Source organism: Streptococcus moroccensis (assembly GCF_030812835.1).
GTDB classification, from domain to species: Bacteria; Bacillota; Bacilli; order Lactobacillales; family Streptococcaceae; genus Streptococcus; species Streptococcus moroccensis.
The window spans coordinates 39,459-65,539 of record NZ_JAUSTM010000008.1; the positions used below are offsets into that span (position 1 = coordinate 39,459).

Annotated in this window: 18 protein-coding genes; 3 read left to right on the top strand and 15 right to left on the bottom strand. The window is 45.3% G+C overall.

Annotated features, from left to right (window positions below; genetic code table 11):
- Positions 1–3: 3 nt before the first annotated feature.
- From addA to J2S23_RS05250, 11 genes are all read right to left on the bottom strand, one after another.
- Positions 4–3,666, bottom strand: a complete 3,663-nt coding sequence (gene addA, locus J2S23_RS05200) for a helicase-exonuclease AddAB subunit AddA (RefSeq protein ID WP_307121691.1) — start codon at positions 3,664–3,666, stop codon at positions 4–6.
- 1 nt (position 3,667) lies between these two features.
- Entirely contained in the window at positions 3,668–6,904 is a 3,237-nt protein-coding gene (gene rexB, locus J2S23_RS05205) for an ATP-dependent nuclease subunit B (protein ID WP_307121692.1), read from the bottom strand.
- Between the two features lie 133 nt (positions 6,905–7,037).
- Positions 7,038–8,375, bottom strand: a complete 1,338-nt coding sequence (locus J2S23_RS05210) for a 5-methylcytosine restriction system specificity protein McrC (protein WP_307121693.1) — start codon at positions 8,373–8,375, stop codon at positions 7,038–7,040.
- The gene (locus tag J2S23_RS05215; protein ID WP_307121694.1) at positions 8,365–10,305 is read right to left on the bottom strand and encodes an AAA family ATPase; all 1,941 of its coding nucleotides are present in this window, start codon (positions 10,303–10,305) and stop codon (positions 8,365–8,367) included. Before J2S23_RS05215 ends, J2S23_RS05210 begins: the two co-directional genes overlap by 11 nt.
- Before the next feature lie 182 nt (positions 10,306–10,487).
- On the bottom strand, positions 10,488–12,875 hold the full coding sequence (pheT, locus tag J2S23_RS05220; RefSeq protein WP_307121695.1) for a phenylalanine--tRNA ligase subunit beta: 2,388 nt from the start codon (positions 12,873–12,875) through the stop codon (positions 10,488–10,490).
- 12 nt (positions 12,876–12,887) lie between these two features.
- Complete coding sequence (locus tag J2S23_RS05225) at positions 12,888–13,412, bottom strand: GNAT family N-acetyltransferase (RefSeq protein WP_307121696.1); 525 nt, start codon at positions 13,410–13,412, stop codon at positions 12,888–12,890.
- 70 nt (positions 13,413–13,482) lie between these two features.
- Entirely contained in the window at positions 13,483–14,529 is a 1,047-nt protein-coding gene (gene pheS, locus J2S23_RS05230) for a phenylalanine--tRNA ligase subunit alpha (RefSeq protein ID WP_307121697.1), read from the bottom strand.
- Between the two features lie 351 nt (positions 14,530–14,880).
- Complete coding sequence (locus tag J2S23_RS05235) at positions 14,881–15,756, bottom strand: DNA/RNA non-specific endonuclease (protein WP_370868694.1); 876 nt, start codon at positions 15,754–15,756, stop codon at positions 14,881–14,883.
- Positions 15,757–15,779: 23 nt separating this feature from the next.
- Positions 15,780–16,001 (bottom strand): DNA-directed RNA polymerase subunit beta, encoded by a 222-nt coding sequence (locus J2S23_RS05240; RefSeq protein WP_307121698.1) that lies wholly within the window; start codon positions 15,999–16,001, stop codon positions 15,780–15,782.
- On the bottom strand, positions 15,991–17,271 hold the full coding sequence (gene murA, locus J2S23_RS05245) for a UDP-N-acetylglucosamine 1-carboxyvinyltransferase (protein WP_307121699.1): 1,281 nt from the start codon (positions 17,269–17,271) through the stop codon (positions 15,991–15,993). Before murA ends, J2S23_RS05240 begins: the two co-directional genes overlap by 11 nt.
- A 150-nt stretch (positions 17,272–17,421) precedes the next feature.
- Entirely contained in the window at positions 17,422–17,658 is a 237-nt protein-coding gene (locus J2S23_RS05250; RefSeq protein WP_307121700.1) for a DUF1146 family protein, read from the bottom strand.
- A 260-nt stretch (positions 17,659–17,918) separates the two neighbouring features.
- Between J2S23_RS05250 and J2S23_RS05255 the strand changes: the two genes are divergently transcribed.
- A complete protein-coding gene (locus J2S23_RS05255) occupies positions 17,919–19,568 on the top strand; it encodes an Rqc2 family fibronectin-binding protein (protein ID WP_307121701.1) in 1,650 nt (549 codons plus the stop codon).
- A 242-nt stretch (positions 19,569–19,810) separates the two neighbouring features.
- Here the strand turns inward: J2S23_RS05255 and budA are convergent, their stop codons facing one another.
- From budA to J2S23_RS05270, 3 genes are read right to left on the bottom strand one after another with little or no spacing between them, the layout of a single operon-like run.
- The gene (gene budA / locus J2S23_RS05260) at positions 19,811–20,530 is read right to left on the bottom strand and encodes an acetolactate decarboxylase (protein ID WP_307121702.1); all 720 of its coding nucleotides are present in this window, start codon (positions 20,528–20,530) and stop codon (positions 19,811–19,813) included.
- Positions 20,531–20,543: 13 nt separating this feature from the next.
- On the bottom strand, positions 20,544–21,770 hold the full coding sequence (locus tag J2S23_RS05265; RefSeq protein ID WP_307121703.1) for a tetratricopeptide repeat protein: 1,227 nt from the start codon (positions 21,768–21,770) through the stop codon (positions 20,544–20,546).
- Positions 21,754–22,923, bottom strand: coding sequence for an AI-2E family transporter (locus tag J2S23_RS05270; protein WP_307121704.1), 1,170 nt, complete (start codon positions 22,921–22,923; stop codon positions 21,754–21,756). The genes J2S23_RS05265 and J2S23_RS05270 overlap by 17 nt, the downstream gene beginning before the upstream one ends.
- 166 nt (positions 22,924–23,089) lie before the next feature.
- On the opposite strand from J2S23_RS05270, the gene J2S23_RS05275 reads away from it, so the two are divergent.
- Together J2S23_RS05275 and J2S23_RS05280 are read left to right on the top strand one after the other, a co-directional pair.
- A complete protein-coding gene (locus tag J2S23_RS05275; RefSeq protein WP_307121705.1) occupies positions 23,090–24,106 on the top strand; it encodes a lactonase family protein in 1,017 nt (338 codons plus the stop codon).
- Positions 24,107–24,151: 45 nt separating this feature from the next.
- Positions 24,152–24,343 (top strand): hypothetical protein, encoded by a 192-nt coding sequence (locus tag J2S23_RS05280; protein ID WP_307121706.1) that lies wholly within the window; start codon positions 24,152–24,154, stop codon positions 24,341–24,343.
- A 132-nt stretch (positions 24,344–24,475) separates the two neighbouring features.
- On the opposite strand, the gene mgtE is transcribed toward J2S23_RS05280, so the two are convergent.
- On the bottom strand, positions 24,476–25,810 hold the full coding sequence (mgtE, locus tag J2S23_RS05285; protein WP_307121707.1) for a magnesium transporter: 1,335 nt from the start codon (positions 25,808–25,810) through the stop codon (positions 24,476–24,478).
- Positions 25,811–26,081: the final 271 nt, after the last annotated feature.

Below are 26,081 nucleotides of genomic sequence, written 5' to 3' on the forward strand. Positions count from 1 at the left end.
TTACTATGACTTTACGGTAGCCACTTCAAGCTTAGCCCCTCCGAGCAAGACCAGATACTTGTCCACCTGGCTAATTCCGTAGGCGCGTGACAGGGCTTGCCCGTAGAGAGCCATCTGGTCACGGTACCGCTCAATCACTACCTGTGATTGCTGGTAGCGATCGGTCTTATAGTCAAAGAGGACAATGCGGTCATCAAGGACCAGATAACCGTCCACAATCCCACGAACCACAAAATCCTCTTGACTGGCTGAATCCTTGACCAGCATAGCAAAGGGCGCTTCGCGCTTGACCTGAGCAGCATGCATCTTGAGGAGTTGTCCGAGATCCGTCTCTAAGAAATCAAGGATTTTCTGGAAATCCAGTCGAGCGCGGATGGCTTCAGGCAAGCGGAGCTGGTCGGCCAGACCTTCAAGATCTGCTAGGCTAACTGGCTTGTCCAATGGGACCTGCTGCATGAAGCCATGGAGGGCGGATCCGACAGTTGCCCCTGTGACAGGGGCGTCCGTACCGAAGGTCGGCAGGTCAAAGGCCAGCTCTAGGTCCTTGTCTGCTGTGAGTTCTTCCATGATATCCAAGCCTTCCTCGTCAAGGACAGGTTTGTAGAAGGCCTTGATCTGGCTGGGGGTCCGCACACTCGGCAGGGTAATGGCTGCTTGGTAGCGCTGATTGAGCTTGTCCACGGCTTCTAGCTGGTCCAGCATGGCAGCTATGTCCGTGGATTGGCGGTTATCGGCCATCTGGTCAGGTGTAATAGCCTGCGCTTGCGTCAGCCTGCCGATAGCTGCTGCAGTCAGCTCGTCAGCTCCGACGTAACGAACCTTGTAGTGGAGGTTGTCTTTGGCGCCGAATGCTTCCTGAACAGCCAAGAACCAGGCTTGGAAGGACTCCAGAGATTCTCTGGTTGCGACGGGCAGAAAGCCACGGTCCGACTTGCTGTCGTATAGGTTAGCTAACTTCTCTTGACTGCCCTTGCTGACCAGATAGAGCTTGGTTTCGGCCCGGGTCATGGCCACATAGAGGAGGCGCATGCTTTCAGACAGGGCATTGATCCGCTCTTCACGGCGATTCACTTGATAAGGCAGGGTATCCATGCTGACACGAACCCGAGGGAGCTTGGTCGCATCACCAAACTGGTCCTTCATGTCCGCAATCAGCTTGATGCCGACCCCCTTGTCTCGACTGATAAGGAGGGGTGAGGCTTGCTCACGCCTATTGCTAAAGAAGGACTTGTCCATATTGAGGAGAAAGACGTACTTAAACTCCAATCCCTTACTCTTATGGATGGTCATGAGTTGGACCGCATTTTTAGGGAGGCTAACTGGGACATCGGCTAGGTCATTGTCGCTGGCAAGGACCTTGTCAATCATGGTCACAAAGCGTGACAAGCCCTTGAAACCTGTTCGCTCATAGCTGTCAGCCCGCAGAGCCAGAGCATAGAGGTTGGCCTGGCGCTGTTCGCCATTGACCAGGGCACCGACATAGTCGTAGTAAAACTTGTCATTGTAGATCTGCCAAATGAGGTCATGAAGACTGCGCAGGCGAGCGGCCTGGCGCCAAGATTGCAAGGTATCGTCAAAGCCCTGTAGTTTAGCCAAAAGACTTGGACGGATCAGGTCTTGGGCTTCCCCTCGCTTGGCAAGAGTTGCCTGTAGTTTTTCATAAAGGTTGGCTGCCTGTTGCCCTTCACGGATTTGGAGGGCCAGGCGGGCCAGCTCGTCTTCGTTGAAGCCAAACATGGGCGAGCGCAAGAGCGCCACGAGAGCATAGTCATTAAGCGGATTATTGATGACCCGCAGGGTATCCAGCATGACCTGAACTTCTAAGGATTTGAGGTAGTGTTGCTCGCCCCCGTCTGCGACAAGGGGAATCCCATGCTGGGCAAAGGCCGCTAAAATCCCGTTGTTGCGTGTCCTCGAAGGCACGAGTAGCGTGATGTCTTCAAAGGCGACCTGCTCTTCATTGTGGAGGCGGATGATTTCCTTGATAACCAGATTGACCTCGTTGAGGCCTAGGCCAAAGTCAGTCTCATCTGTATCGCTCTCACTGAGAAGGCTCTCCTCTTCGCTGTCCGTGTCGTAGATAAGCAACTCGGTCACATGGTCAGGATTAGCCACTTTTTGCCGGTCGCTACCCGCTACCAGCATGTGGGTGCCATCGTAGCGAATATCCCCGACTTCCTCATCCATGAGGTGGCTAAAGAGCCCATTGGTACTGTCTAAGACCTCTCCTTGACTGCGGAAGTTTTCCTTGAGCAGGATGAGCTTGCCGTCAGCTGGATTGTCTTGATAGAGCTTGAATTTTTGGTTGAAAATCTGTGGATCCGCCTGACGGAAACGGTAGATAGACTGCTTAATGTCGCCCACCATGAAGCGATTGGAGCCATTCGAGAGCAAATCGAGCATGGCTTCTTGGGTATGGTTGTTATCTTGATACTCATCGACCATGACCTCGTGGTAACGCGCCTGATAAAGGTCTCTGACCTCACCAAATTCCCTTAAAATCCGAATGGCAAAATGGCTGATGTCTGAAAACTCAAAGGTCCCCTCCTGAATCTTGCGTTCCAGATAAGCCGCTGAAAAATCCGCCACAAAGTCTCGCAGACAACGGAGCATTGGCAAGGCCTGGCCTTGATATGCCAGGATGGTCGTCAAGTGCTGGAGATCGATCAGGTCTGCATGCAGGGCTTTGAAAATCGGGTACTTTACCTTGCTGACGGTGACGTCATCCCCTGCGGGGATAACGGCCTTAACGGCCTGGGCCAGGTCACTCAGACTCGGAAAGACATCTGGCGCTGCACTCCACTCATAGAGCTGCGTGAAGATGATTTCGTGCTTCTGGTAGGTCGCTGTCGGCGTTCCCTTGGCTGTCACCTGCTTGTAGTCTGGCAAATTGGTCAAGTCTTCCAAGTTTTGGGCCGCCTGACGCATTTTGTTGACCAGATTATCTTTGACATAGGCTGGCAAATCCGCCTCCGTCTGGAAATCTTCATAGCCTTTCAAAAAGGTCTCCTGCAACCAGCCAGCTGGGTCTGCCGTCGACTGGGTAAAGCTGTAGACCTTATCTACGATGGCCTGAAAGGCCTTGGTCGATTTGCTGCTGCCAGAGAAATTCTGAACCAGACGGGAAAAGACAACCCTGTCTTCCCCCTGATAATAGGTCTCAAACAGCTGGCTAAAGACTTCTTGCTTGAGCAGGTCTTGCTCACTCTTGTCGGTCAGAATCCGAAATTGCGGGGCAATCCCAATCAGGTAACCGTACTGATTGACCAATTTCTGGGTAAAGGCATCCATGGTCCCGATATCAGCCGTCTGGACATCCGCCAGCTGGGCGGACAAGTGTTGGAGGAGGTCAGGATCCGTGGTTTGGCCAATTTCAGCCGAGAGCTTCTTCTCCAAGCGTTCCTTAAGCTCTCCAGCCGCCTTAACCGTAAAGGTCGAAATGAAAAGCTCGTTGACTTTGACGCCTCGCTTGATCTTGTCAATGATGCGCTCGACCATGACAAAGGTCTTGCCCGAACCCGCTGATGCCGATACCAGGACATTGTTACCATGAGTATAGATAGCCTCAATCTGCTCAGCAGTCCGCTTTTGGACCTTGTCCGACTGGGCTTCTGCTAGCTGCAAGGCCTCAATCTCCACTGGGCTTAAAAATGGTTCAAATCCCATATCAGTCTTCTCCTCCTTTCATCTGGCTCAGCCAGTCTTCTTTCTTCCGGCCCAATTTGGCCAAAAACCGCGCCTGACCTAGGTGCTGGTCCGCCTCAAAGTGCGTGATGCTATTGTACTGATCACCCGCCACCGAGCGCCCATCAGCGCTATATGGGTTGATGGCAAAATGCCCCTTTAAAATCCAACTACCTGCCTGACGATAGAGATGCTCCGTATGCTGGGTTAAAATCCCCATCTCCTCAGGGCTAAAGGTCGTACTCGCCGTCTTGCCGTACTGGCCAGTCAAACCCTGGCTAGCCTCCGCGTCAAAGAGTCCCTTAAACTGCAGGCTGGTCTCACTGGCCTTCAAAATCGCATCCAAATCCTTGACCTTGCTGAGCTGCACCACTGGGTCAGTCATGTGTAGGTACATGGCCCCAAAAACCTTCTCCTCAAGTCCCAAATGCGGATTGTCCCGCATGGCCATGACATAGGTCATGAGCTGCGGGCTCAGGCCATTGTAAAAGTTGGCCATCTTAAAGGACTGCGGACTAGACTTATAGTCCACCACGCCCAGTGCTGCGGTTGTTTTTAATTGGTCGATGCGGTCGATCTTACCGACAATGTTGAGTGGCTTGCCTTGCGGCAAGAGCAGATGTTTCTCAAAGGAGCTTTCCTCACCGACTGTCGTCACCAAGCTATCGTCTCTTAGAGCCGTCGCTGTCGCCTGAGCGATAGCAGCCAATACCTCATGGGAATAAGCCGTTTCGCTGGATTCTTGGTAGACATCCCTAAACTCCGCCAGCTGACTGGTCTTCTCTAGGGCCCGACTGACCTTGCGGTCAAAGTCGCCTGTCCCAGTATCCGATAAGACCTCCTCAAAAACCTTGTGGAGGTAGTTCCCGTGGATTCTGGCATCCGGCACGATTGAGCGGACTTCTTCCAGGCGTAAAATGTGACGCAGGAAATACTTGTATTCTGAATTGTAAAAATCGGTCAAACTCGAAGCCGACAAGCGCAGAGGCTTGTCCTCTGGGAAGAGGCGGCTGAGCGTGTCCTTGGCCAGCGGCTGAGTCGCTAAGCTTGGTGTCGCCCCTGCCTCCGGCAGGGCCAACCCTGAATCGGCCAATTTCTTTCTCAGGTAACGCACTGCCACTGACCAGAAGGTCTGGTCGTCTGCACTCATCTCCTCTGCCCAGTCCGCCCGATTCAGCTCGACTACCTGAGACAGGAGGCCCTTGTAGTTGCCGACATCTGCTGGACTGGCTTCAAGGCTAGCTCGCCCTTTTTCAACCTTGGGAAGTCCCATGGCCTCCAATTGACTCAGGTAGGGCGACACCTGCTCCTCTGTCTCCTTGAAGAGCTGAGGCGTCGAGAGCACCAGGTGCTCAGTCGCCGCATTGAGGAGCGACAAGGCGGTGAAGTGATTGCGTTTGCCCTGTTCTCGAGCAAGAACTTCTAAGACTGTTTCTCCAGCCACCTCATTGTTGGCTTGACGCTCCTCATCTGAAATCAGGCTGGTATTCTTGCCCAGCTTTGGAAAGTTACTCTGGCTGAGCCCGATCGCAAAGACCAGCTTGTTAGCCCTAGGGGTAATGAGGTCATAGGACTTGATATTGACCACATCGACGGTGGCAGGCACCGTCCGATAGTTGGCCGACAGCATGCCAGACAATACCAAACTCAACCCTTCTTCCACCGAGATGGTCTCGGTGCCAAAGATGGCCTCAAACTGACCTAAAATCCGACTGAAGGTCTCCCAGACCTGCTGCGCCTGCTCGCGGTCTTGCTCCGACCCTGTCTGCACCAGACGGGCTAAATTCTTCGGCAACTGCACCGCCGTCAGAAATTGTGACAAGCTCTCCAAGAACTGCCGTCCCGTCTGAGGCTTGGCCTGCAAGAGCCCCACGAGCGGCGGCAGGATCTCCTCACGCAATCGGTTGAGCTGAGTCAGATCAAACTTAGCACCGCTATTGGCCTGAAAGGCCCGAGAAAAGCGTGTCCAGCCCTTAACTTGGGCAAACTGGACATACTGCTCAAAGTGGTCCAGCTCGTCTTGCGTCATATCCCCATAGAGCCCGGTCTTAAGGAGATTAAGCAAATCCTCGCCTTGGCAGCGGTAGCGCTTGAGCCTAAGCAGGCTATCCACCAACGTCACCAGCGGGTGCTGGCTCATGGACTCAGTCTTGGCCAGGTAATAGGGAATCTCGTACTGGTCAAAAATCTTGCCAATCTGCAGGCGATAACTGTCCACATCTCCCAGCAGGACCAAAATATCCTTATAGCGATAGCCCTCATGCAGGTGCCTCCGGATGGCCTTGGCCACATGGACAACCTCCTCCTTCTGACTGACCACCTCCCAAAGGGTCACCCGCTCCTTGTCCGCTTCGGTCAAGGTTAATTCGTCCTCGCTATAATCATAGTGACTGGCGAACTTTTGGGAAATGCGGTGCAGAGAGCTGTCGATCTCCTCGTCACCTGAGATATAGTCAGGCTTAACGGCAAAGGTTTGGGCCAAATGACGGAGAAAATCCACCCCAGCCTGATAAAGATTGCCAGAGATATAATTGGCCTGATAGGCTGCCTGGCTGGCATAGGTCCCAATCACAATCGGTACTCCCTGCGCCTCAAGTACCTTGACCAAGTTTTCTTCCTCTGCCGAAAAACGGGTAAAGCCATCGATGACCAAGGCCATCTGGTCAAAGTCAGCCTTTAGAAGACCTGCCTCCACTTCCTTGGTCAGGGTTTGGACCTTGCTCTGTGATTCATAGTTTTCCCGATCCAGCAGGCTGTAAAAAGCCTGAAAGATGACCTGCAAGTCAGCCTGCTTTTCCGCCGAATCAAGCCTTGTCAGCTCTGCTATGGTCAACCCAGACCCTTGCAACTCCTTGTAAAGGGCTACCAACTGCTGGATAAAATCCATGTTCTGCTTGAGCCGGCCATAAACCGTCAAGGCATCCTCAGACAGGCTCGATAGGGCCCTGTAAAAGAGCATGGCCAGCCCCGTCTCGTCTATGCTTTCCTTAACTTCTACCTGGTTGAGGGTCACATAGCGCACCATCTGACCAAACCGCGTCACCAGTACGTCAAAAGACGCGCCCTCTGGCAGCAACTCCAAGACCGCTCGTTCCTTTTCAAAAGACAGGGAGTTGGGCGCAATGTAAAAGACCCGACGCCCCTCTGCTGTCATCGCTAGCGCCTCCTTGATCAGAAGGCTTGTTAAGTCCTGCCCAATTTCCGTATAAACCAGTCGCATCTCTGATATCCTCCTACATTACTCGCCAGTCCCTATGATTATCCACTTTTCACGCGATTCATTAGCTCCTATTATACCAAATTCAAGCATGAAAAAACACCGCCAGAAGGCGGTGGATAACTGTGAACCACCCTCAACCATTTTGCGATTGAGCAGCGATGGCGTATGATTGTTTTAATGTCTCAAGAAACTTCTTTTCATTTTTAGCCATTTCTGTTACAAATGCGTCATAGCTAGTGCAACCTTGTGGGATTTTAATGGACCATTTTTTTAGCATAGCGCCGTAACCAGCTAATTCTCCAATCTCGTTATCACCTACATTATCCTGACTGGGAAAGACTACCCCCGCCAGATTGGCCTTTAAAATATAAGTATAGGATATTAATTGATACAAATCCGATCTGTCAATGCCTTTTTCTGTTAATTCCAAGCGTTTGTATTTAGCATCTAAAACAACGCCCTTTTCTATACTATAAAAATCGGGGTAAACCGTCCGCTGTCGGTCGGAAAAAACAGATATCCCATCTTGACTCGCTTTATTTCTGGGATGCACAAACTCTTTTCCCAAAAGCGTCGCTATATATTCCTCCCATAGCCATGCCACATCAAAGAGGATACCATGTATGTTGTCTCTGTTGCCACCTACTGCCTGCTTTTGACCAGTCAAAAGCAACAAACACAGTTGTTGCAAAGCAGTATACTCCTTAAAATAAGCATGGCGGAGCCGCTCTTTCTGGTTAGACATGATAACTGTTTGCCTATCCGATAGTTGGTAGCTTGCTGTCACTTCAGCGACAGCTTTAACATTTTCCCTTGTTTCTGGATTAGAAGCCAAAATAGAATAACTATTTTTTTGACTGACTTTAATGTATTCAATGGTGTGACGAACTAACTGTAACAGAGGATTATCATAGGAAAATTCACGTGTTCGATAAGCTATTTTCCCAGTAAAAGGAGTGCTCGCTTTGATATGCTTCGCAACATCAAGACTCCCTTTAATATTGGCATCATGATAATCAAAACGGCGGTATTCTTTGTATAAACCTTTTCGTAAGGCTGCCTGCAGATATTTGGGAAAGAGATAAACCAAAAGCTGATAAAACTGCTGATCTTGTGAGAGTGCAGTGTCCAGATTGGTCAGATTGATATGAAGAACTTTTTGTAACATATAGTGCAAAAAGTAGTCTTTGTCATCCGCCTGAGCAAAACGAGAATGGATGGTTAATTGTTCATCTCGATAACCAATAAAACCAGCCACATTCTGGGATTTCACTTTATCATCAACTGACTCGAAAATTTTAGCCGATTCATCTAAATCTGGTATCTTTGACAAATCCGTCGGAAACACAAATACCTTATCATGCTCACTTAAATACTTGAGGCTCTTATCGAGCAAGTAATTTCCTAAATTTGGATACGCCTCTAAAAATTCAGACTTAGAAATATCCTGTTGATTATCCTTAATCCACATGTGCTTCTTCCTCAAGATAATCATATGCTTTTTTTAAGGTTTCAAGATGTTCTATCTCCTGATAGGTGCCTCGCAAGTACTCTTGTAGAAGGGGTTCCAGATAATCAGTCCATAATGTATCATACTGATAATCAAGCTCTGGTAGTTTAAGGAAATAAGAAGGGCCCACATGGTAATTTGTATTTAATTCCGGAATCTCTTCGATAGCTCGATTGAGAGACAGCAAGCGACGCTTAGCTTCTTCAATCTGACTGTCATCAAATCCCTCAGTCTTTTCCCACATATCTATGGTATCTTCTGCCTTAATTTCGATAAATCGAAAACGACGTCGCATAGCAAAATCAAAGGTATCGACAGAGCGATCAATATCATTCATGGTACCAATAATATAAACATTCTCTGGAATGTAGAACTTTTCATCCGATTCGTGCATATTGGCATACTGGGTAGAAACCGCACCCGCTGGCCCTCTGTATCCAGGGTCGATCGCGTAAAACAATTCTCCAAAAATTTTAGAAATTTCCCCACGATTGATTTCATCGATGATGAAGACAAATAGTGGAGCATCTTTAGCATTTGTATCCGTAGGGATTTGATAGTCTAATAAGCCAAATTTTTGTTTTAAGGTTTTTAAAACCGTGCGTCCGCTAGAACGGTAATAGGTTTGCTTGTCGTATGTCTCATCTTTATAGAGTTCATAAACATAAGGTCTAGGCAAAGTCCAGCCAGAAGTCCCACTATCATAATTGACAGATAAATTTTGTCTGCTGTTAACAGTAAGGTAAGATGTTTTTGTCACGTATTCTTTTTGATCTGATTGGTTTATAAACTCTAGATAGCTATCCCAAGCCTCATCAAAATTGTCATGACCTCCAACCTTACTCTTTTTTGCCGCTCTTTCACAAAAGCTCTTAAAAATGCCATCCTTTAATTCAAAACTCACTTGACCATCATCATTTGAGATTGGCCTGAGTCCTTCAACAAAATCCGTATAATCATACGAAGGGTGAAATTGAACAAAACCGATGCGCTCTTTCTCAGCATCTGTCAAATCAGAATAATCATGCTTATTACCTTTCGAAACAAGTTCAGCAGCAATCTGTCTAGCTAGAAAAGTCTTACCAGTACCAGGAGCGCCGCGAAGAATGATATTTTTAGAATTTTTCACCTGTTTGCTATATTGAAATACCATAGCATCTTGGAAAGACACATTTTGATTTGGTGAATCTCCATTCTCTTCTTTATACGTCTGAAAGAATTCATGCAAAATACCGCCTATACTCTGATTCTCTAAATGAGGATATTTTTCTCTAACCTTTTGAGCAATCTCATAATTCTGACGATACGGTCCACCTTGAATCATTTGTGGAACAAGCTGATTCCAAAACATTTTTTGACTATTATTATTAATTCCAAAATACGGGTTGCCTTCAGAATATATACAGAGTAGTTTAGTAACTACTGCGGAACGATTTATAAACTCATTTTGAGAATGTTTCGTATTAAATATTGGATTTTCAAAATCAAGTTTGACCCCGGACACAATGATATCAAATAAATCGTTTTTTAGTTTTGAGAATCGTTCATCCAGCTCATCATCATTGATAATTTGATTGGCTTGATCCACATAAGATCCCTTTCCTTTATTCCAGTATATGCCAAACTTAGATGCACCACCTCCTCCAATACCCATAAACAAATGCTTGTATTTCCCTTGTTCAATCAAATAGCATAACGAGGCATTTTGAGCACCTTTCCCAATAACATAATCGTCAATCGTCATAGTCTTAAGTCTATCTAAAGGCCACTCCTTTAAAAATTGAGACCGCAATATCTCATTCTCTTTAATATAGCTTGACGACATTTGGATAATGTTATCTTGATTATTTTCATACCATTCGTAAAATGTATCCAGTGTGATATTTGCCATAAATTCAACCTCTTTTTTGATTGTCTTTTTTATTAATCATCTCTAAATAAAAGTTACTATATCTTTTATTATACCATTTTACTCAGAAAACGGAGTACTCACTATAAAGCGATTTCTTTTTAGACCTTAAAAACCACCAGAGTTCTGCTCTGATGGTTGTTTTCCTTTTATCAAACATTGGCTTAGCGCACTTCGGCACCAAGGGTTTCGGTCAGTGACTTAGTGATTTTGGCCATGTAGCCCGCTACTTCCTCATCGGTCAAACTATCGATCGGGTTTTGGAAGGTCAGGTTGTAGGCCATGGACTTCTTGCCAGGCTCGATACCAGGCCCTGCATAAAGGTCAAAGAGGGCAACCTTGGTCAAGCGCTTCACACCTGCTGCTGCGATCGCATCCAAGACCTCTTGATGACTCACAGTATTCTTCAAGAGGAGGGAAATGTCACGGCTGACTGCAGGGAATTTCGAGATGTCGGTAAATGGCTGAGCTGGCGTGAGGGCTGCCTCAATCGCTGTCAGGTTGAGCTCTACCACGTAGGTCTCAGGCACACCGTAAGCCTTAGCTGTTCCAGGGTGCACTTGACCGATAAAGCCGACTGTCTGCCCATCCAGTTCAATGCTGGCTGCGCGTCCAGGATGGAGATTTGGCAGGTCAGCTTGAGCGACAAAGCGTGGTGCTAAGCGCAACTGGTCAAAGATAGCTTCAACGATACCCTTGGCATTGAAGAAATCCACCTTGTCCTTAGTACCAGCAACAAGACCCGTTAAGGCAAAGGCAAAGGTTTCGATTTCCTGCGGGAGGTCCGTCTTGGCATCTCCAGACTGTTCAAAGACCTTGCCAATTTCATAGAGGCCCAAGTCTTGATTTTTACGCGCCACGTTGTAGGCGACGATTTCAAGTAAGCCAGCCGTCACATTCTGACGAAGGACAGAGCGATCGATGGTCATCGGCCACATAAGCTCTGTCACCTGGGTTGGCTGAGCCGTAAAGGCGACTGCTTTTTCAGGGGTTGTGAGGGCATAAGAGATGACCTCAGTCAGCCCTGCTCCTTCAGCCAAGGTACGGACTTTGCGGCGCAGGCTTTGCATAGGGGTCAATTCGCCGGCTGTTCCTGCTTCGTTTGGCAGTGTAGTTGGCAACTTGTCATAACCATAGATACGGGCGATTTCTTCTACAATGTCGGCCGGGATACGGATGTCCCAACGGCGACGAGGGACCTGAACCGTAAAGCTTTCCTCGTCTCCTGACACCGCCATACCGAGACGACGGAAAACATCTGCAATGGTCGCGTAGTCAAGGGTTGTCCCGAGACGCTTGTTGACATAATCAAGGCGAGCTGAGACTGGAATATCAGACACATCCAAATCTCCAGCCTTGACCACACCAGAACGCACCTCACCTCCAGCTAATTCAGCCACCAGTGCAGCTGCCACATCGAGGGCAAGGCCAAGTTCTGCCACATTTGTTCCTTTTTCAAAGCGGGCAGATGATTCTGAGCGGAGGTTAAGGCGACCGCTGGTTTTGCGAATGGTCTTGCCATCAAAGCTGGCTGCTTCAAGGACAATACGGCTAGTCTTATCTGTGATTTCAGTCGCTGAGCCACCCATGACCCCACCAAGAGCCACAGCCTCATCCCCAACCGCGATAACGATATCGTCCACTGTCAATTCACGTTCTTCTTCATCCAGTGTCACCAAGGTTTCACCGGCCTTAGCTTGACGCGCGACAATCTTGTTGTCCTTGAAGGTATCTAGGTCAAAGGCATGCATCGGTTGCCCAAAGTAAAGCAAGATGTAGTTAGTAATGTCGACCACGTTGTTGAGTGGGCGAATACCAGCATTCATAAGCAAATTTTGGAGCCACTGGGGACTTGGGGCGATGGTCACATTTTCCACCACACGCGCCTGATAGCTAGCCACCTTATCAGAAGAAATCTCGACAGATAAGACATCACTAGCAGCTAGATTTGACTCTGTCAAGACAGGATCTTCAAAGTGAACTGGCGTGTCATAGATTGCTGCCACTTCATGGGCAACCCCACGCATAGACAAAGCATCTGCGCGGTTTGGCGTGATCGAAAGCTCGACAATCTCATCGTCCATATCCAGATACGGGAAGATGCTGTCGCCAACCACCGCGTCCTCAGGCAGGTAGTAAATGCCGTCTGCATAGGCTTTTGGCACGACCGCATCAGGATAGCCGATCTCTGCCAATGAGCAGATCATCCCTAGCGATTCCACACCACGGATTTTCCCTTTTTTAATCTTGTGGTTGCCTGCGATACGTGCACCTGGAAGGGCCACAATGACCTTGATACCAGGCTTAACATTTGGTGCCCCGCAAACGATCTGAGTGGTTTCCTCACCAATGTTAACTTCACAGATGTGCAAGTGAGTTTCTGGGATATCTTCAACCGATACCACTTCACCCACGACGAGTTTAGACAGGCCTTCTGCAGGTGTTTCCACCCCTTCAACCTCAATCCCCGTGGTTGACATGGTTTCTGACAAGTCCTGACTTGTCGCCGTCACATCAACCAGTTGTTTTAACCATTTATAACTTACTAACATGTTTATCCTTCCCTATTTGAGCGCTTTTTTCATGAGCCAGTCCGTATCTACCTTATCACCGACTTCAAAATGATGCTCACCAAATTTTTCAAAACCATATTTTTCATAGAATCGCTGAGCCTTCACATTGTATTCCCAGACCCCTAACCAAGCCCAGGTTTTTCCTGAGTTGGCAGCAGCTTCCATGGCATAATCAAAGAGAAACTTGCCCAGACCTAGTCCCTGATAGGCATTGAGAACGTAGATTCGCTGGATTTCAAAGCCATCTTCCAGCTCCTGCTCGGTCTGAGCTTGACCCCAATTGAGCTTAATGAAGCCCACTGGTTGGTTATCAACCATTAAGAAATCGACTTTGGTCTCAGGGTCATCCAATTCCTTTTGGAGCTGTTCCAAGCTGTAATCCCTGTCAAAAAACTCCTGAAGTTGAGCCTCGCTATTGTCATGCCCAAAGGTCTCACGAAAGGTTTGGATCGCCAGATCTCTCAAGATTGGTAGCTCTTCAGCAGCTACAGGCTTAATGCTTCTTGTTGTCACCATCTTATTTCCTCTTTTCTTAGGTCCATAGCAGAGCTTCTATACGGACAGCTCAGCAAACTTTTAATGCTTCTTAACCCTTGAATTGTTCTGAAAAACGGGCATCCCCTTGGTAGAACCCACGGATGTCATTGATGCCATAACGAAGCATGGCAATCCGTTCTTGACCAAGTCCAAAGGCAAATCCTGAATACTTGTCACTATCAATACCTGACATCTCAAGGACACTTGGATGAACCATCCCAGCCCCTAAAATCTCAATCCAGCCGGTTTGTTTGCAGACATTACAGCCGTCACCGCCACACTTGAAGCACGACACGTCAACCTCAACTGAAGGCTCCGTGAACGGGAAGTAAGACGGACGCAGGCGAATCTTACGGTCCTCACCAAACATCTTCTGGCTGATCATCTGAAGGGTTCCCTTGAGGTCGCCCATAGAGATGTTTTCACCGACAACCAAGCCCTCTATCTGATGGAATTGGTGCGAGTGCGTCGCATCATCCGTATCCCGACGGAAGACGCGTCCTGGCGAGATCATCTTGAGAGGACCTTTAGCAAAATCGTGCTGGTCCATGGTTCTGGCCTGAACAGGACTGGTATGGGTACGGAGCAAGATCTCTTCTGTAATGTAGAAGGTATCCTGCATATCACGCGCTGGGTGGTCTTTTGGCAAATTCATGCGCTCAAAGTTGTAGTAATCCTTCTCGACCTCGTAACCATCTACGACTTGGAAGCCCATGCCAAGGAAGATATCTTCGATTTCTTGGCTGGTCTGAGTCAAAACATGGCGTTGCCCAACGGTAACTGGTTTGCCAGGCAAGGTCACATCGATTGACTCGCTAGCCAGTTGCGCCGCAATTTTTTCTTGCTCCAACAAGGCATTGGCCTCATCAAAGGCAGCTGTCAAGACATCACGCACTTCATTGACGTATTTCCCTACCTGAGGACGCTCTTCCGGCGACAGATCTTTTAACCCTTTCAGAATTTCTGTGAGTGATCCTTTTTTCCCCAAGACTGAGACACGCAGGTCCTGAACTTCTTTAGACGCTTCGAGGTTCACGTCCTTTAACTTTTCTAGCGTACTTTGGCGAAGCTCCGCCAATTTCTCTTGAATTGTCATAATTCCTCCATTTGTAAAATAGCTTCTTCAAGCCTTTCAAAACTAAAAAAAGCGTGCCAATACTCCTTAGCGGAGCGTTGACACGCGGTACCATCCGTTTTCATTTACCAAGTGGTAAACCTCAATTTCTTGTCCTGCCAAAGGTTACACAGTTCGATACCTTTTAGCCATGAGTGAATTCACAACGCTTTCCTTGAGTGGACTTCCAGTCACGGTCCACACTCCCTGTTCAATTGCCACCTTGCTACTAGTCTCATAGACAACTATTCAATTAATTCCTATTACTAATCCGTAATATACCTACTAGTTTAGCAGAATTACCCCCATTTGACAAGGGATTAGGCGGATCGTCTACTCAAAAATCGTGACCTCACCTGTCTCATAATCTAGGCTAAGTCCCGTCTGAACATTAGGGACAAAAACATTGAACTCTAGACTACCATCATCTGACTTGGCTTCAAGCTGGCGACCAACGGCTACAAGATCATTGTTATCCGCATAAATCAACCTCACCCGGTAACGCACCCGCTTGTTCTTATCAAGGGCATTGCGAATCTTGATTTCATAATAGTTTTGACCTGTTGAATGTTCCTCATAGGCTTGGTTAGACCAGGCTGTCTGCGTTGCTATGTTATCCGAATTGCTGGTCGAGGCATCAAAACTTTTGAGCCCACCACCAATGGCATAACCAATGAGATGCCCTCGGTCCACCGCATGGTCATACTCCCCAGAAAGACCGTGTTCTTGCCCCCAGCCAGCTGGTGTCCAATAGGTCTGTCCTTGACCCGTCTGGTCCCGGTTTTTGTATTGACGGGTTGACTTAGCCAAAAGAGCATTGGCAACTGTCGGCACCTTATAAGAGCCCATCTTCTTGGTCTTTAAATCAATGTAAGGCTGGGAGGCCACCTCTGCATCTAGACTGGTCTTATTGCCATTAAGGATGAAGGCTCCCGCCCCATTCCATTCAATGTTTTTTGGCAACTGCGCCCTGACTTCGTCCACCAGCACTGAACTGGCAAGCTCTTCGTCTGGGGTGATGTCTACAGTGCTGCTGGCATATTGCGGAATAGCCACATCATAGGGCGCTGGCCCAGTCGTAACGTCCTGTATTTCAGTTGTTTGATTATCCGTAACCGTATAACCAGTAACCGCTAGTATGAGAGCCAGAATCCCTGTTAAAATAGAATTTTTTTGTTTCTTCGTTAATTGCATCATATCTCTTTTCATAACATGGAAAAAGTAGGCTAGGCCTACTTCCCAGTCATTTTTCCAATAAGTTCCTGCCATTTATCAGGTGACAAAATCGTCCACATGGACTCCCCATCACCGATAACCCCATAGCCAAGCATTAGTCCAAGAACAAAGAGCAAAAGAGCAACTAATACAACAAGACCAATAATCAATAACTGCTGCCACACATACTGGACGCCATCTCTTTTTCTTGACAAATTATTACTGGCGTTACGCATCATCGTCCTCCTTAACCCGCTTGATGTCAGCTCCTAGCGCTGCTAACTTTTCATGGAATTGATAATAACCTCGGTCTAAATGATCCAATTGACCCACACAAGTTGTTCCTTCTGCGACCAAGCCTGTTAAAATAAGGGCCGCTGATGCCCTTAAATCTGTCGAAAGTACTGGGGCTCCTTGAAGTTTCTCGCCACCAAAAATCAAAGCCGTATCCCGTAAGATTTCAGAGTGTAGGCCCATCCGGCGAAGTTCCTCCAGATGTTGGAAACGGTTTTCAAAAACTGTTTCAATCATGGTAGATTCCCCTTTAACAACCGTCATTAAGGCAGTCATCTGAGCCTGCATATCTGTCGGAAATCCTGGATGTGGCTGCGTTTTGACAGTGACCGGTTTTAATCGAGCAACATCGGATTGGACACGAATGCCATCCTCTTCTTCTGTGATGGTCACACCCATCTCAATCATCTTAGCCAGAAGTGGACGATTATGCTCCCAAACCGCATCTTTGATAAGGACGTTGCCTCCAGTCATAGCGGCTGCGACCATAAAGGTCCCTGCTTCGATCCGGTCTTGCACCACCGCATGATCTGTTCCATGGAGACGCTCGACACCTGTGATGGTCATAGTATCTGTCCCAGCACCACGGACCTTAGCGCCCATCTTATTAAGCAGATTCGCTAAATCGACGATTTCCGGTTCACGTGCTGCGTTTTCAATCGTCGTTTGACCATCAGCCAAAGTCGCTGCCATCATCAGGTTTTGAGTTGCCCCAACACTTGGAAAGTCCATATAGATATAAGCACCTTTTAGACGTTCTGCCTTGGCCTCAATGTATCCGTGAGTCTGATGAATCTCTGCTCCCATGGCTTCCAATCCTTTGAGATGAAGGTCTATAGGACGCGAACCAATCGTACAGCCACCAGGCATTGAAACCTTAGCGTAACCGTTTCGAGCTAAAAGAGGGCCTAAAACAACGATTGAAGCTCGCATCTTACTAACATAACGGTAAGGAGCTTCAAAATGAAGAGGCTGAGTTGCATCCACTATAATCTCATTGTTTTCTTCAGCAAAAGAAACCTCAGCATTAAGGCCTCGCACCACATTATTCATAGTATAAACATCTGATAAAATAGGGACATTTGTCAATTTTGTTTGACCATCACTAGCTAAAATCGTCGCTGCAAGAATTGGCAGAACCGCATTTTTAGCTCCCTCAATCGTTACCTCACCTGTCAAGCGGGTATTTCCACCGTTAATGATAATCTGTTCCATACAAGTTCCTTTTCTTACTTACTGTGTTCTTATTTTACCATAAGACACTAAATAATGCTTTTATTTGAGAATGTTATCGTTTCTGATCCCAAAGTTATCGTTTATTATTTTTTCAGCAGAAGACTACTAGTGTACTCAACCAAGAAGTATTTATTCAAAAAACAAGGCGTAGGCCATTCCTCGTCCAATCGCTAATAGTTCTAGGAAAAATCGGCTCGATAAAAAGCCCAAAATGATACTAAACAAGAGAACCAACAGACGCAAACGGCTCAGATTATCAAGATGTGTTTTTGTAAATTTTTGCCAGTCAACCACTGTTGTCAAAAGGTGATAAGACAGTCCAATAAACAGCATATGACTGCAAAGTTGTAAGGTATAGGTTGTCATAAGTTGATTATAACAAAAAAGATGAAGATTTGCTGAATTAGGATGAAGCGCAACAAGGTATATGCCCATTACTGCTAATACCATTTGATAAATCACTCTAATAATAACCTCCGCTGACTAAGACAAATGACTAGACTAAATCTAATATCACCCTCAAAATTTAATGTTTTGCTGGTCTACTTTCTTTAACAGAGAGGATTTTCCTTACTTTTTGCCAGATATGCTATAATAGAACACAAGACTAAACGCAGGAGAATATTATGTCCTTTGACGGTTTCTTACTCCACCACTTAACTGAGGAGCTTTCTCAGGAACTTCTTGGTGGACGTATCCAAAAAATTAATCAACCTTTTGACAACGAACTGGTTTTAGCTGTCCGGAGCAATCGAAAGAATCACAAACTGCTCCTCTCTGCCCATCCTGTTTTTGCAAGAGTGCAGTTAACAACAACAGAATTCACCAATCCACAGGTTCCTAATACCATTACCATGATTATGCGTAAATACTTGCAGGGAGCAACTATTGAGCGGATTGAACAGATTGAAAACGATCGTATTTTAGAGATTTCTGTCTCCAACAAAAATGAAATTGGAGATGCTATTCAGGCCACATTGATTATCGAGATTATGGGCAAACATTCCAATATCATCTTGATGGATAAGCGATCTGAAAAGATTATCGAAGCCATCAAACATCTCGGGTTTTCCCAAAATTCCTACAGGACCATTTTACCTGGCTCTACCTACATTGCGCCACCTCAAACAACTGCCCTAAATCCCTTTACGGTTCCTGATGAGAAACTCTTTCAAGTTCTTTCAACCGAAAACTTAGACCCCAAATCCCTTCAGACCCTTTTCCAGGGACTGGGTCGAGATACTGCTCAATCCCTGAGTGAAACCCTTACGCAAAATCGCCTTCAAGCGTTTAGGGCATTCTTTGCCCAAGAAACAAAACCAAATCTTACGGAAAAGTCGTTCGCTCCTGTCCTCTTTAAAGACAGTCACAGCTCCTTTGCCAGCTTATCAGAGGCTATGGATGCCTATTATCACAACAAGGCTGAGCGTGACCGCGTCAACCAGCAAGCCAGTGAAATCATTAAACGTGTCGATAACGAACTGGATAAAAACCGAAAAAAATTAGAAAAGCAAGAAGCAGAACTAGCAGCAACAGAAAATGCGGAAGAGTTTAGGCAAAAAGGGGAATTGTTGACCACCTATCTTCATCAGGTCCCTAATGATCAAGACGATGTGACGTTAGATAATTATTACACTGGTCAACCTGTCATCATTTCCTTAGACAAAGCCCTTAGTCCTAGTCAAAACGCACAGCGCTATTTTAAAAAATACGCAAAATTAAAAGAGGCCGTCAAACACCTGACCGGCCTAATCATGGAAACCCAAGAAACCATTACCTACTTAGAAAGTGTTCAAACCATGCTTTCTCAGGCAACGCTCTCTGAAATCGCTGAAATTAGAGAAGAACTCATTGAGACAGGTTTTATCCGTCGTCGCAACCGCGAAAAAATCCAGAAACGGCAAAAACCAGAGCGCTATCTCGCAACCGATGGCAAAACCATTATTTTAGTCGGTAAAAATAACCTTCAAAATGATGAACTTTCCTTCAAAATCGCTAAAAAAGGAGAGTTATGGTTCCACGCCAAAGATATTCCTGGTAGCCATGTCATCCTCACAGGAAACCTCAATCCAACAGATGAAGTCAAGACAGATGCTGCCGAACTGGCTGCCTACTTTTCAAAAGCACGCCTGTCCAACTTGGTTCAAGTTGATATGATAGAAGCCAAAAAACTCCATAAACCAACAGGAGCAAAGCCAGGTTTTGTGACTTACACAGGGCAAAAAACACTTCGTGTCACACCAGACGAAGAAAAAATCAAGCGCATGAAACTCTAAACGATAATCAAACAAGAGGTTGGGCTTTGCCCAACCTCTTGTTGTTGTCATGATGTCAAACATAACCCTTCTAGAAGGAAATAAGTAGTTTATCTTTTAGATGCCCCTTTGATTATCAGAAATTACAAAAGTTTTTTCACTTATCTTTGACTTATCTTTGACAAACCATTCCTGGTCATGTCGTTCTAAGACCAAATCCTAGACTTTTTACTTGGCTAAATTCTTTCACGAGTACACCTATCTTATTCAGATTTATGGATATCCTCTTTGACTTCATCAATGTTGAATTTCGCAAAAAGAAACTGACGATCCTGCACAGGGAAGCGTTGGTCAAGCTGGTCAACGGGTCCTACCTCAACTTGCCCTTCTTTGATGATATAATCAATCACATGACCTCCAAAAGTAAGGTCTTCAGAGATAAAGTGCAGATGGTAACCCGCCACACTAACACCATGAAACATTTCCGGAGTCCAAATACCAACAATAGTTCCCTTGATATTGTCTCTCTTGTATTCTGGTTGATGAGTGGCAACTTCTGAGAATTTGATATTTGAGGAAGATTTTGGAATCATGCGGACATGCATGTGAGCAAACTCTCCCATAATCTTGATCGAGCGGAATAGGTTTTCCCCGTCATAATAGGACTCAATCCGTTTTTCCAATTCCTCAGAAGTCATTTCAAAGCGTTGCCTAAACACAACCTCAGCCATATGAAAGAGCACTGCTGCATAGGGCACCTTAACATCAGGCGCAACTTCCACCACTTCTGGCTCGTCGCCAGAACCTTTAGCCTGATAGGCCTTGCCATCTAACACAATCAACTCTCCATCGATACTGTCTAGGGTGCCAATCCCTAAATCCCCATGTTCTAGAAGTTCTTGAATCGTTAATGTTCCACCATAGAGCCCTGCCATTAAAGCGCCTAATGTATTGTATTGAAATAATTTGACTAACTCCACCACTCATCCCTCTTTCTCAGTCATCTGCCAAAGCTGCCATCTCTAGGTCATCTGGAACCAATTGCAGATAATAGTTTAGCTGTTGATTCGCTTCTTTAAACTCCCCAATCTCTCTTAAGACGAAAATAAATTCTTTTAGAAACTCTGGATTGTCTTGCAAATCAGTTACTAATTGGCGATAAGCAGATTCGGTTTCAGGTTTGTCCAAAGCGCGATAGGTCTTAGCCAAGTGCCATCTTGTTAACACATGATCGATGCTATCCTCGGCAAGGTCAAGGAGGTCTTCATAGCGTTCTTGCTCTAGATAAAGAGTGGATAAACGTAAATCAATCTCTTCCACATCATCCGCCCAAACTTTTGCTTTCAGAAGATATTGTTCTGAAAGGTCAGGATCTTTTAGCTCATAAGCATATTGAGAAGCAAGAAGCAACACAGAAACGGCTGTCTCATTCTTAGACAGATAATCTTGCAATACTGTCAAAGCCTCTTTGGTTTGATGTTCCGCATGCAAGGATTGAGCATAAGGGTATTGATAGCCTTCAAATTCAGGATTTAAGGTAGCCAGTTGTTTGAAATAAAGATTTGCCCGCTGATACTGCTCCGTTTCAACGAGCAAGGTTGCTAATTCGTATAAGGTGTCGTCATGGTATTCCAGCTCAACAGCCTTTTCCAAAAACTCAATGGCTGCTTCAAACTTGCCTAAATTAGCATAGGCGTAACCTATACGCTGATAGGTCGACACCCCTGTCTGCTCAAAAATTGAGCGATTGTCAACACTAGCATAATAATTAATCGCAGACTGATAGTCTTCCAATTCGAGCTCTATTTCTGCTAATCCAAATCGAATCAAATCATCATCGGTCAGTTGACTAGCTTCTAATAACTTTTCCTTGGCCACATCTGCAAGCCCCTCTAGTTGGTAGAAATCCGCTTTAGTCACCAAAGCTTCTAAATAATAAGGGCTAGAGGGCTCAATCTGATCAAGATAGCTAAAGGCCTGCTCAACTGCTCCATCTTCTATGGCAATCCTGGCTAGATTAATGGCTAGCTCTGGATAATTAAGCAACAATTGCTGGTAAATCACTTCTGCTTGAGGCAGAAAACCAATACTTTCGAAATAAGCACCCAAATCCAACAACGTCTCTTCATCGTCTTCAACAAGGGCCTGTCTGAGATGGTATTCTACTTTTTCTAAATCTTGCGCTTCAAGCGCTTCTACCACTAATTTACTCTGTGATTCCATAATCTTCCTCTTCTGCTACCTCCTCATAAAGTCCGCTATAGGCTTGGTACCATTTAAATATTGCTTCAAACACAACCTTCGCTGAAGCGTAAACAGGGATTCCCAGTAAGACACCCCAAACACCGAACATCCGACCAGCGGTTAGGAGTATAAACATGATTGTTATTGGGTGAATTTTTAAACTGGAACCAATAATGAGCGGAGATACGAAACGGCCTTCAATCGTCTGTTCAATGATAAAAACTATGATAACTTTAATAAACATACTTGGTCCATCAATCAATGCTACAAGGAGAGCTGGAATCATCGCTAAAAAGCTTCCCAGATAAGGGACCATATTCAAGACACCTGCTAATACCCCAAGGGTCACTGCATAGTCTAACCCAACAATTGAAAACAAAATAGAGAACATAATCGCCACGATGGTCGCTACTGTGACTTGGCCTCGGACGTAGTTAGATAACTGTGTGTTCATATCATGGAGAACAACTCCTACAGGCCGGCGCCATTTCGTTGGCATAAATCGCGTAATTGTATCATTTAATTCATGCCCATCTCTCAAGAGATAAAATAAGATAAATGGCATGATAATGACGGCAACAACAATTTGAGAGGTCGTTGAGACAAAAGTACTGACCCAATTAACCGCACTTGTCGAAAACCCACGCGCAATTTCAGTAATTTGACCAGTCACCTGATCTAAAATATCATTGATTTGCGGTCGAAATTGGGCAAAACGATCGTCTTTTAACAAATCAGTGATGGCTTTATCTAGCTGATTGACATAGTTCGGCAAGTTGTCTGCAAAACTAATCAATTGGTTCTGCACGCTTGGAATAAAGACAGCTAACCCCCATATAATGAGCATGGCTACCACTACAAAAACGATACTGATCCCCCAGACACGGGGAATTTTTTGACTTTCTAGCCAGTCTACTCCAGGCTTCATGAGGTAATAAAGCAGACCAGATAAGATAAGGGGGAGCATGATAACACTCAAAAATTCAAGAACAGGTTTGAATAAAAAGGCTGTCTTGTTCAACATGAAGATATTGATTAAAATCAACAAAGTCACTAAAAGAACTGTTACCGTTTGATTGTTGATAAACCAGCGGTAAAACCATGACTGTTTCTGTTTCTTGCCTTCTTCCATAGCCAGACCTCACTTTACTTTCTCTTTCATTTATTTTACCATTTTCTGTTTAAAAATCCCGCCATTTGCCATCTGTTTAAAATCTTTTTTTGAAAAGTCACTTTTGATAGAGCAAGCCCTTTCTTTTGTGTTATAATAACATAAACTAAGAAAAAGAGGTGTTGTTATGACAGAAACAGTTTATTTTGGTACCTATACTCGCCGTGTATCTGAAGGAATTTACCGTGCTCAATTTGATTCAACAGCTGGCCAACTTAGCCAATTAGAACTCGTTGCCGCAGAACCAAGCCCCACTTATTTAGCCTTTGCTAAAAATGGACAACTATATACCGTAGGCGCGCAAGACGATAAAGGCGGAGTCGCCGCATTTGACGCTGACTTTTCCCCTCTTAACCATGTTGTTGAAGATGGCGCGCCACTATGTTACGTTGCCGTCGATGAAGACCGAGGACTCGTTTATGGCGCCAATTATCACAAGGGGCAAGTCCTTGTCTATAAACGTCAAGAAGATGGTAGCCTAACACTTGCAGATATTTCTCAACATGAAGGCAATGGCCCCCATGAAAATCAAGCATCTCCACATGTCCATTATACAGATTTAACGCCTGATAACTATTTGGTGACGTGTGACTTAGGTACTGATGAAGTAGTTACTTACGATGTTGATGAAGACGGAAAACTAAGCCGACTTGCCACCTACAAAGCTACTCCAGGAGCAGGTGCTCGCCACATCGTTTTCCATCCAACGCAAAAAATTGCTTATTTGATGTGTGAACTTAACTCAACTGTTGAGGTTCTCGTCTATGATGGTGTTGGCCAATTTGAACTTCTTCAAACCATTTCAACACTTCCAGAAACTCATACCGCATTTAACGGTACAGCTGCTATCCGTATCTCTAAGGATGGAAACTTCGTCTATGGCTCCAACCGTGGACACGATTCTATCGTAGTTTATAAAGTCTTAAACGATGGCACTTTGGAACTAGTGGAATATGCACCAACCAATGGAAAAAACCCACGCGACTTCGATTTAACACCAGATAACAAGCACCTGATTGCCGTTCATCAAGACTCTGACAATGCGACGATTTTCTCACGTGACGAAGCAACTGGTAAACTAACTGAACTCTCACATGATTTCACAGTTCCCGAGGCTGTTTGCGTGACTTTTGGAGCCAAATAACATATACTGAGATAGTAAACTATCAAACTATATAGGAGCCCAACAATGGATGCTAAAGAACTTTTTGAACAATTAAAAGATATCGTTAAAAATGGCGATTTCGACCAAGCTAAAACCCTTCTTGAAGAAAACAAAGATAATCTTGGTGAATACTTCGAGCAAGCTAAACAACTTTTAAACAACACAGAAGGCCTTGACGGTGTCCTTGACAAAGTCAAAGGAATCTTTGGGAAGTAATATGAAAACTCTGGTGCCAAGGGCGCCAGAGTTTTTTTACCCTGAAACTTTAGTTCAAAACCATGGAAACAAGGAAATGACAATCAAATAATAGCTGATACCAAACCTATCATGCAATACATTGGGTATCGTTTAGAGAATTAATGGTAAGAAGAGTTGCGCTAGGCCTAAAAAGGCAAAATAGCCGAGAACATCTGTCGCTGTTGTGATAAAAATGGTTGAAGCTAGCGCTGGGTCCTGTTTTAAAGCCTTCAAGACTAGTGGTACAAAATAGCCAAAAATAGCTCCACAAGCCAAATTAATCATCATAGCTAAAACAACTATTAGCGATAAGTAAAAGTTGTGGTAAAACACAAACATAACAATAGCAGCCACACCACCTGTAACAAAACCATTTGTTAGGGCCAAGCCAATTTCTTTGATGACTAGAGCTTTGTCTTCTTTTAGGTCCAATTTGCCTTGAGTAAGACCTTGAATGACCAAGGCTAAGGTTTGAGATGCTGAATTCCCTCCCATTCCGGTGATGATCGGGCTAATTGCAGCTAGTGCTACAACCTGAGCGATAACCCCATCAAACAAGGCTACAGTCGCTGAAGCTAGGAAGGCTGTTACAAGATTGACCAAGAGCCAAGGCAGCCGCTTTTTCAACGATTCTTTAAAAGGACCACCAATTTCTTCGGTCTCTGAGACACCCCCCATCCGCAAGATATCTTCTTGGAACTCTTCTTGCAGGACATCGATGATGTCATCGATGGTAATAATCCCTAATATAACCTGACGGTGGTTAACAACTGGAACAACAGAGAGATCATACTTAGCAGATAATTGCGCAACTTCTTCTTGGTCCGTCTCTGGTGTTACTGTAATCAGTTGTGTGTTCATAAACTGATTGAGAGGTTTTGAAATATCCTCTAAAAACAGGTCTCGAATGTCAATCCATCCCACCAAGGTGTTGATATCGTTCGTAATAAAAAGGGTATCGATGACCTCAGTGTTGGGGGAAATTTCTCTTAATTTTTCTAATGTCTGACCGACCGTTAAATGCTCCCGAATCGTGATAAACTCGGTCGTCATCAAACCACCCGCCGTATGAGGATCATAAGCCAACATGATTTGCAAATCTTCACGGTTACTGTTCTTCATAAGGCTCAGATATTGTTTTCGAAGATCAATGTTAAGAGCACCCAGAATATCTACCACATCATCATTGGGCATCTCATTAAAAATAGCAACTGTCCGTTTAAAGGATAAATGACGAACCATCTCGCGCTGTAAAAGCGGGTCTGACTCCCGAATAATATCGCTTAATTGTTCATCATTAGCGATGGCTAAAAACTCTTTTAAGAGCTCTTCATCTTCTAACTCTTCAAGAGCAAGAGCAATATCCACTGGGTAATGGGTTGTCAGCACCTGCTCCAATAGCGCCACATCTCTATTCGCAATTAACTGTCTTAATAACTCTTCCATATCGTCACTCCTTCCTTAACCTATTCAGTATAGCATAAAATTAAGGAAGGGAATACCTTAAATTTTTAGAAATTGAAAAAGGCATTTGATTAGTGATACTAAAACTTGTCTGGTATTTCCTTATATCTGATATTAAACTGGCAATCATAACAGCTACAAATACAGTATCTTTGTAAATACAAAATTATAGTGAAAAAGATGCCTTGTTACTTTTTGAACAACTTTTACAAGCTGAGATATGGTATACTTAAAAGAAAAGGGAGATAATGAT

Bases quoted from the DNA above. Each gene is read 5' to 3' on its own strand.
- J2S23_RS05215 (WP_307121694.1), bottom strand. From the start codon at position 10,305: ATGGCAAATATCACACTGGATACATTTTACGAATGGTATGAAAATAAT.
- murA (WP_307121699.1), bottom strand. From the start codon at position 17,271: ATGGAACAGATTATCATTAACGGTGGAAATACCCGCTTGACAGGTGAG.
- addA (WP_307121691.1), bottom strand. From the start codon at position 3,666: ATGGGATTTGAACCATTTTTAAGCCCAGTGGAGATTGAGGCCTTGCAG.
- J2S23_RS05255 (WP_307121701.1), top strand. From the start codon at position 17,919: ATGTCCTTTGACGGTTTCTTACTCCACCACTTAACTGAGGAGCTTTCT.
- J2S23_RS05270 (WP_307121704.1), bottom strand. From the start codon at position 22,923: ATGGAAGAAGGCAAGAAACAGAAACAGTCATGGTTTTACCGCTGGTTT.
- J2S23_RS05210 (WP_307121693.1), bottom strand. From the start codon at position 8,375: ATGTGGATTAAGGATAATCAACAGGATATTTCTAAGTCTGAATTTTTA.
- mgtE (WP_307121707.1), bottom strand. From the start codon at position 25,810: ATGGAAGAGTTATTAAGACAGTTAATTGCGAATAGAGATGTGGCGCTA.
- J2S23_RS05225 (WP_307121696.1), bottom strand. From the start codon at position 13,412: ATGGTGACAACAAGAAGCATTAAGCCTGTAGCTGCTGAAGAGCTACCA.
- J2S23_RS05240 (WP_307121698.1), bottom strand. From the start codon at position 16,001: ATGATGCGTAACGCCAGTAATAATTTGTCAAGAAAAAGAGATGGCGTC.
- J2S23_RS05275 (WP_307121705.1), top strand. From the start codon at position 23,090: ATGACAGAAACAGTTTATTTTGGTACCTATACTCGCCGTGTATCTGAA.
- pheT (WP_307121695.1), bottom strand. From the start codon at position 12,875: ATGTTAGTAAGTTATAAATGGTTAAAACAACTGGTTGATGTGACGGCG.
- rexB (WP_307121692.1), bottom strand. From the start codon at position 6,904: ATGCGACTGGTTTATACGGAAATTGGGCAGGACTTAACAAGCCTTCTG.
- J2S23_RS05280 (WP_307121706.1), top strand. From the start codon at position 24,152: ATGGATGCTAAAGAACTTTTTGAACAATTAAAAGATATCGTTAAAAAT.
- J2S23_RS05265 (WP_307121703.1), bottom strand. From the start codon at position 21,770: ATGGAATCACAGAGTAAATTAGTGGTAGAAGCGCTTGAAGCGCAAGAT.
- J2S23_RS05250 (WP_307121700.1), bottom strand. From the start codon at position 17,658: ATGACAACCTATACCTTACAACTTTGCAGTCATATGCTGTTTATTGGA.
- pheS (WP_307121697.1), bottom strand. From the start codon at position 14,529: ATGACAATTCAAGAGAAATTGGCGGAGCTTCGCCAAAGTACGCTAGAA.
- J2S23_RS05235 (WP_370868694.1), bottom strand. From the start codon at position 15,756: ATGAAAAGAGATATGATGCAATTAACGAAGAAACAAAAAAATTCTATT.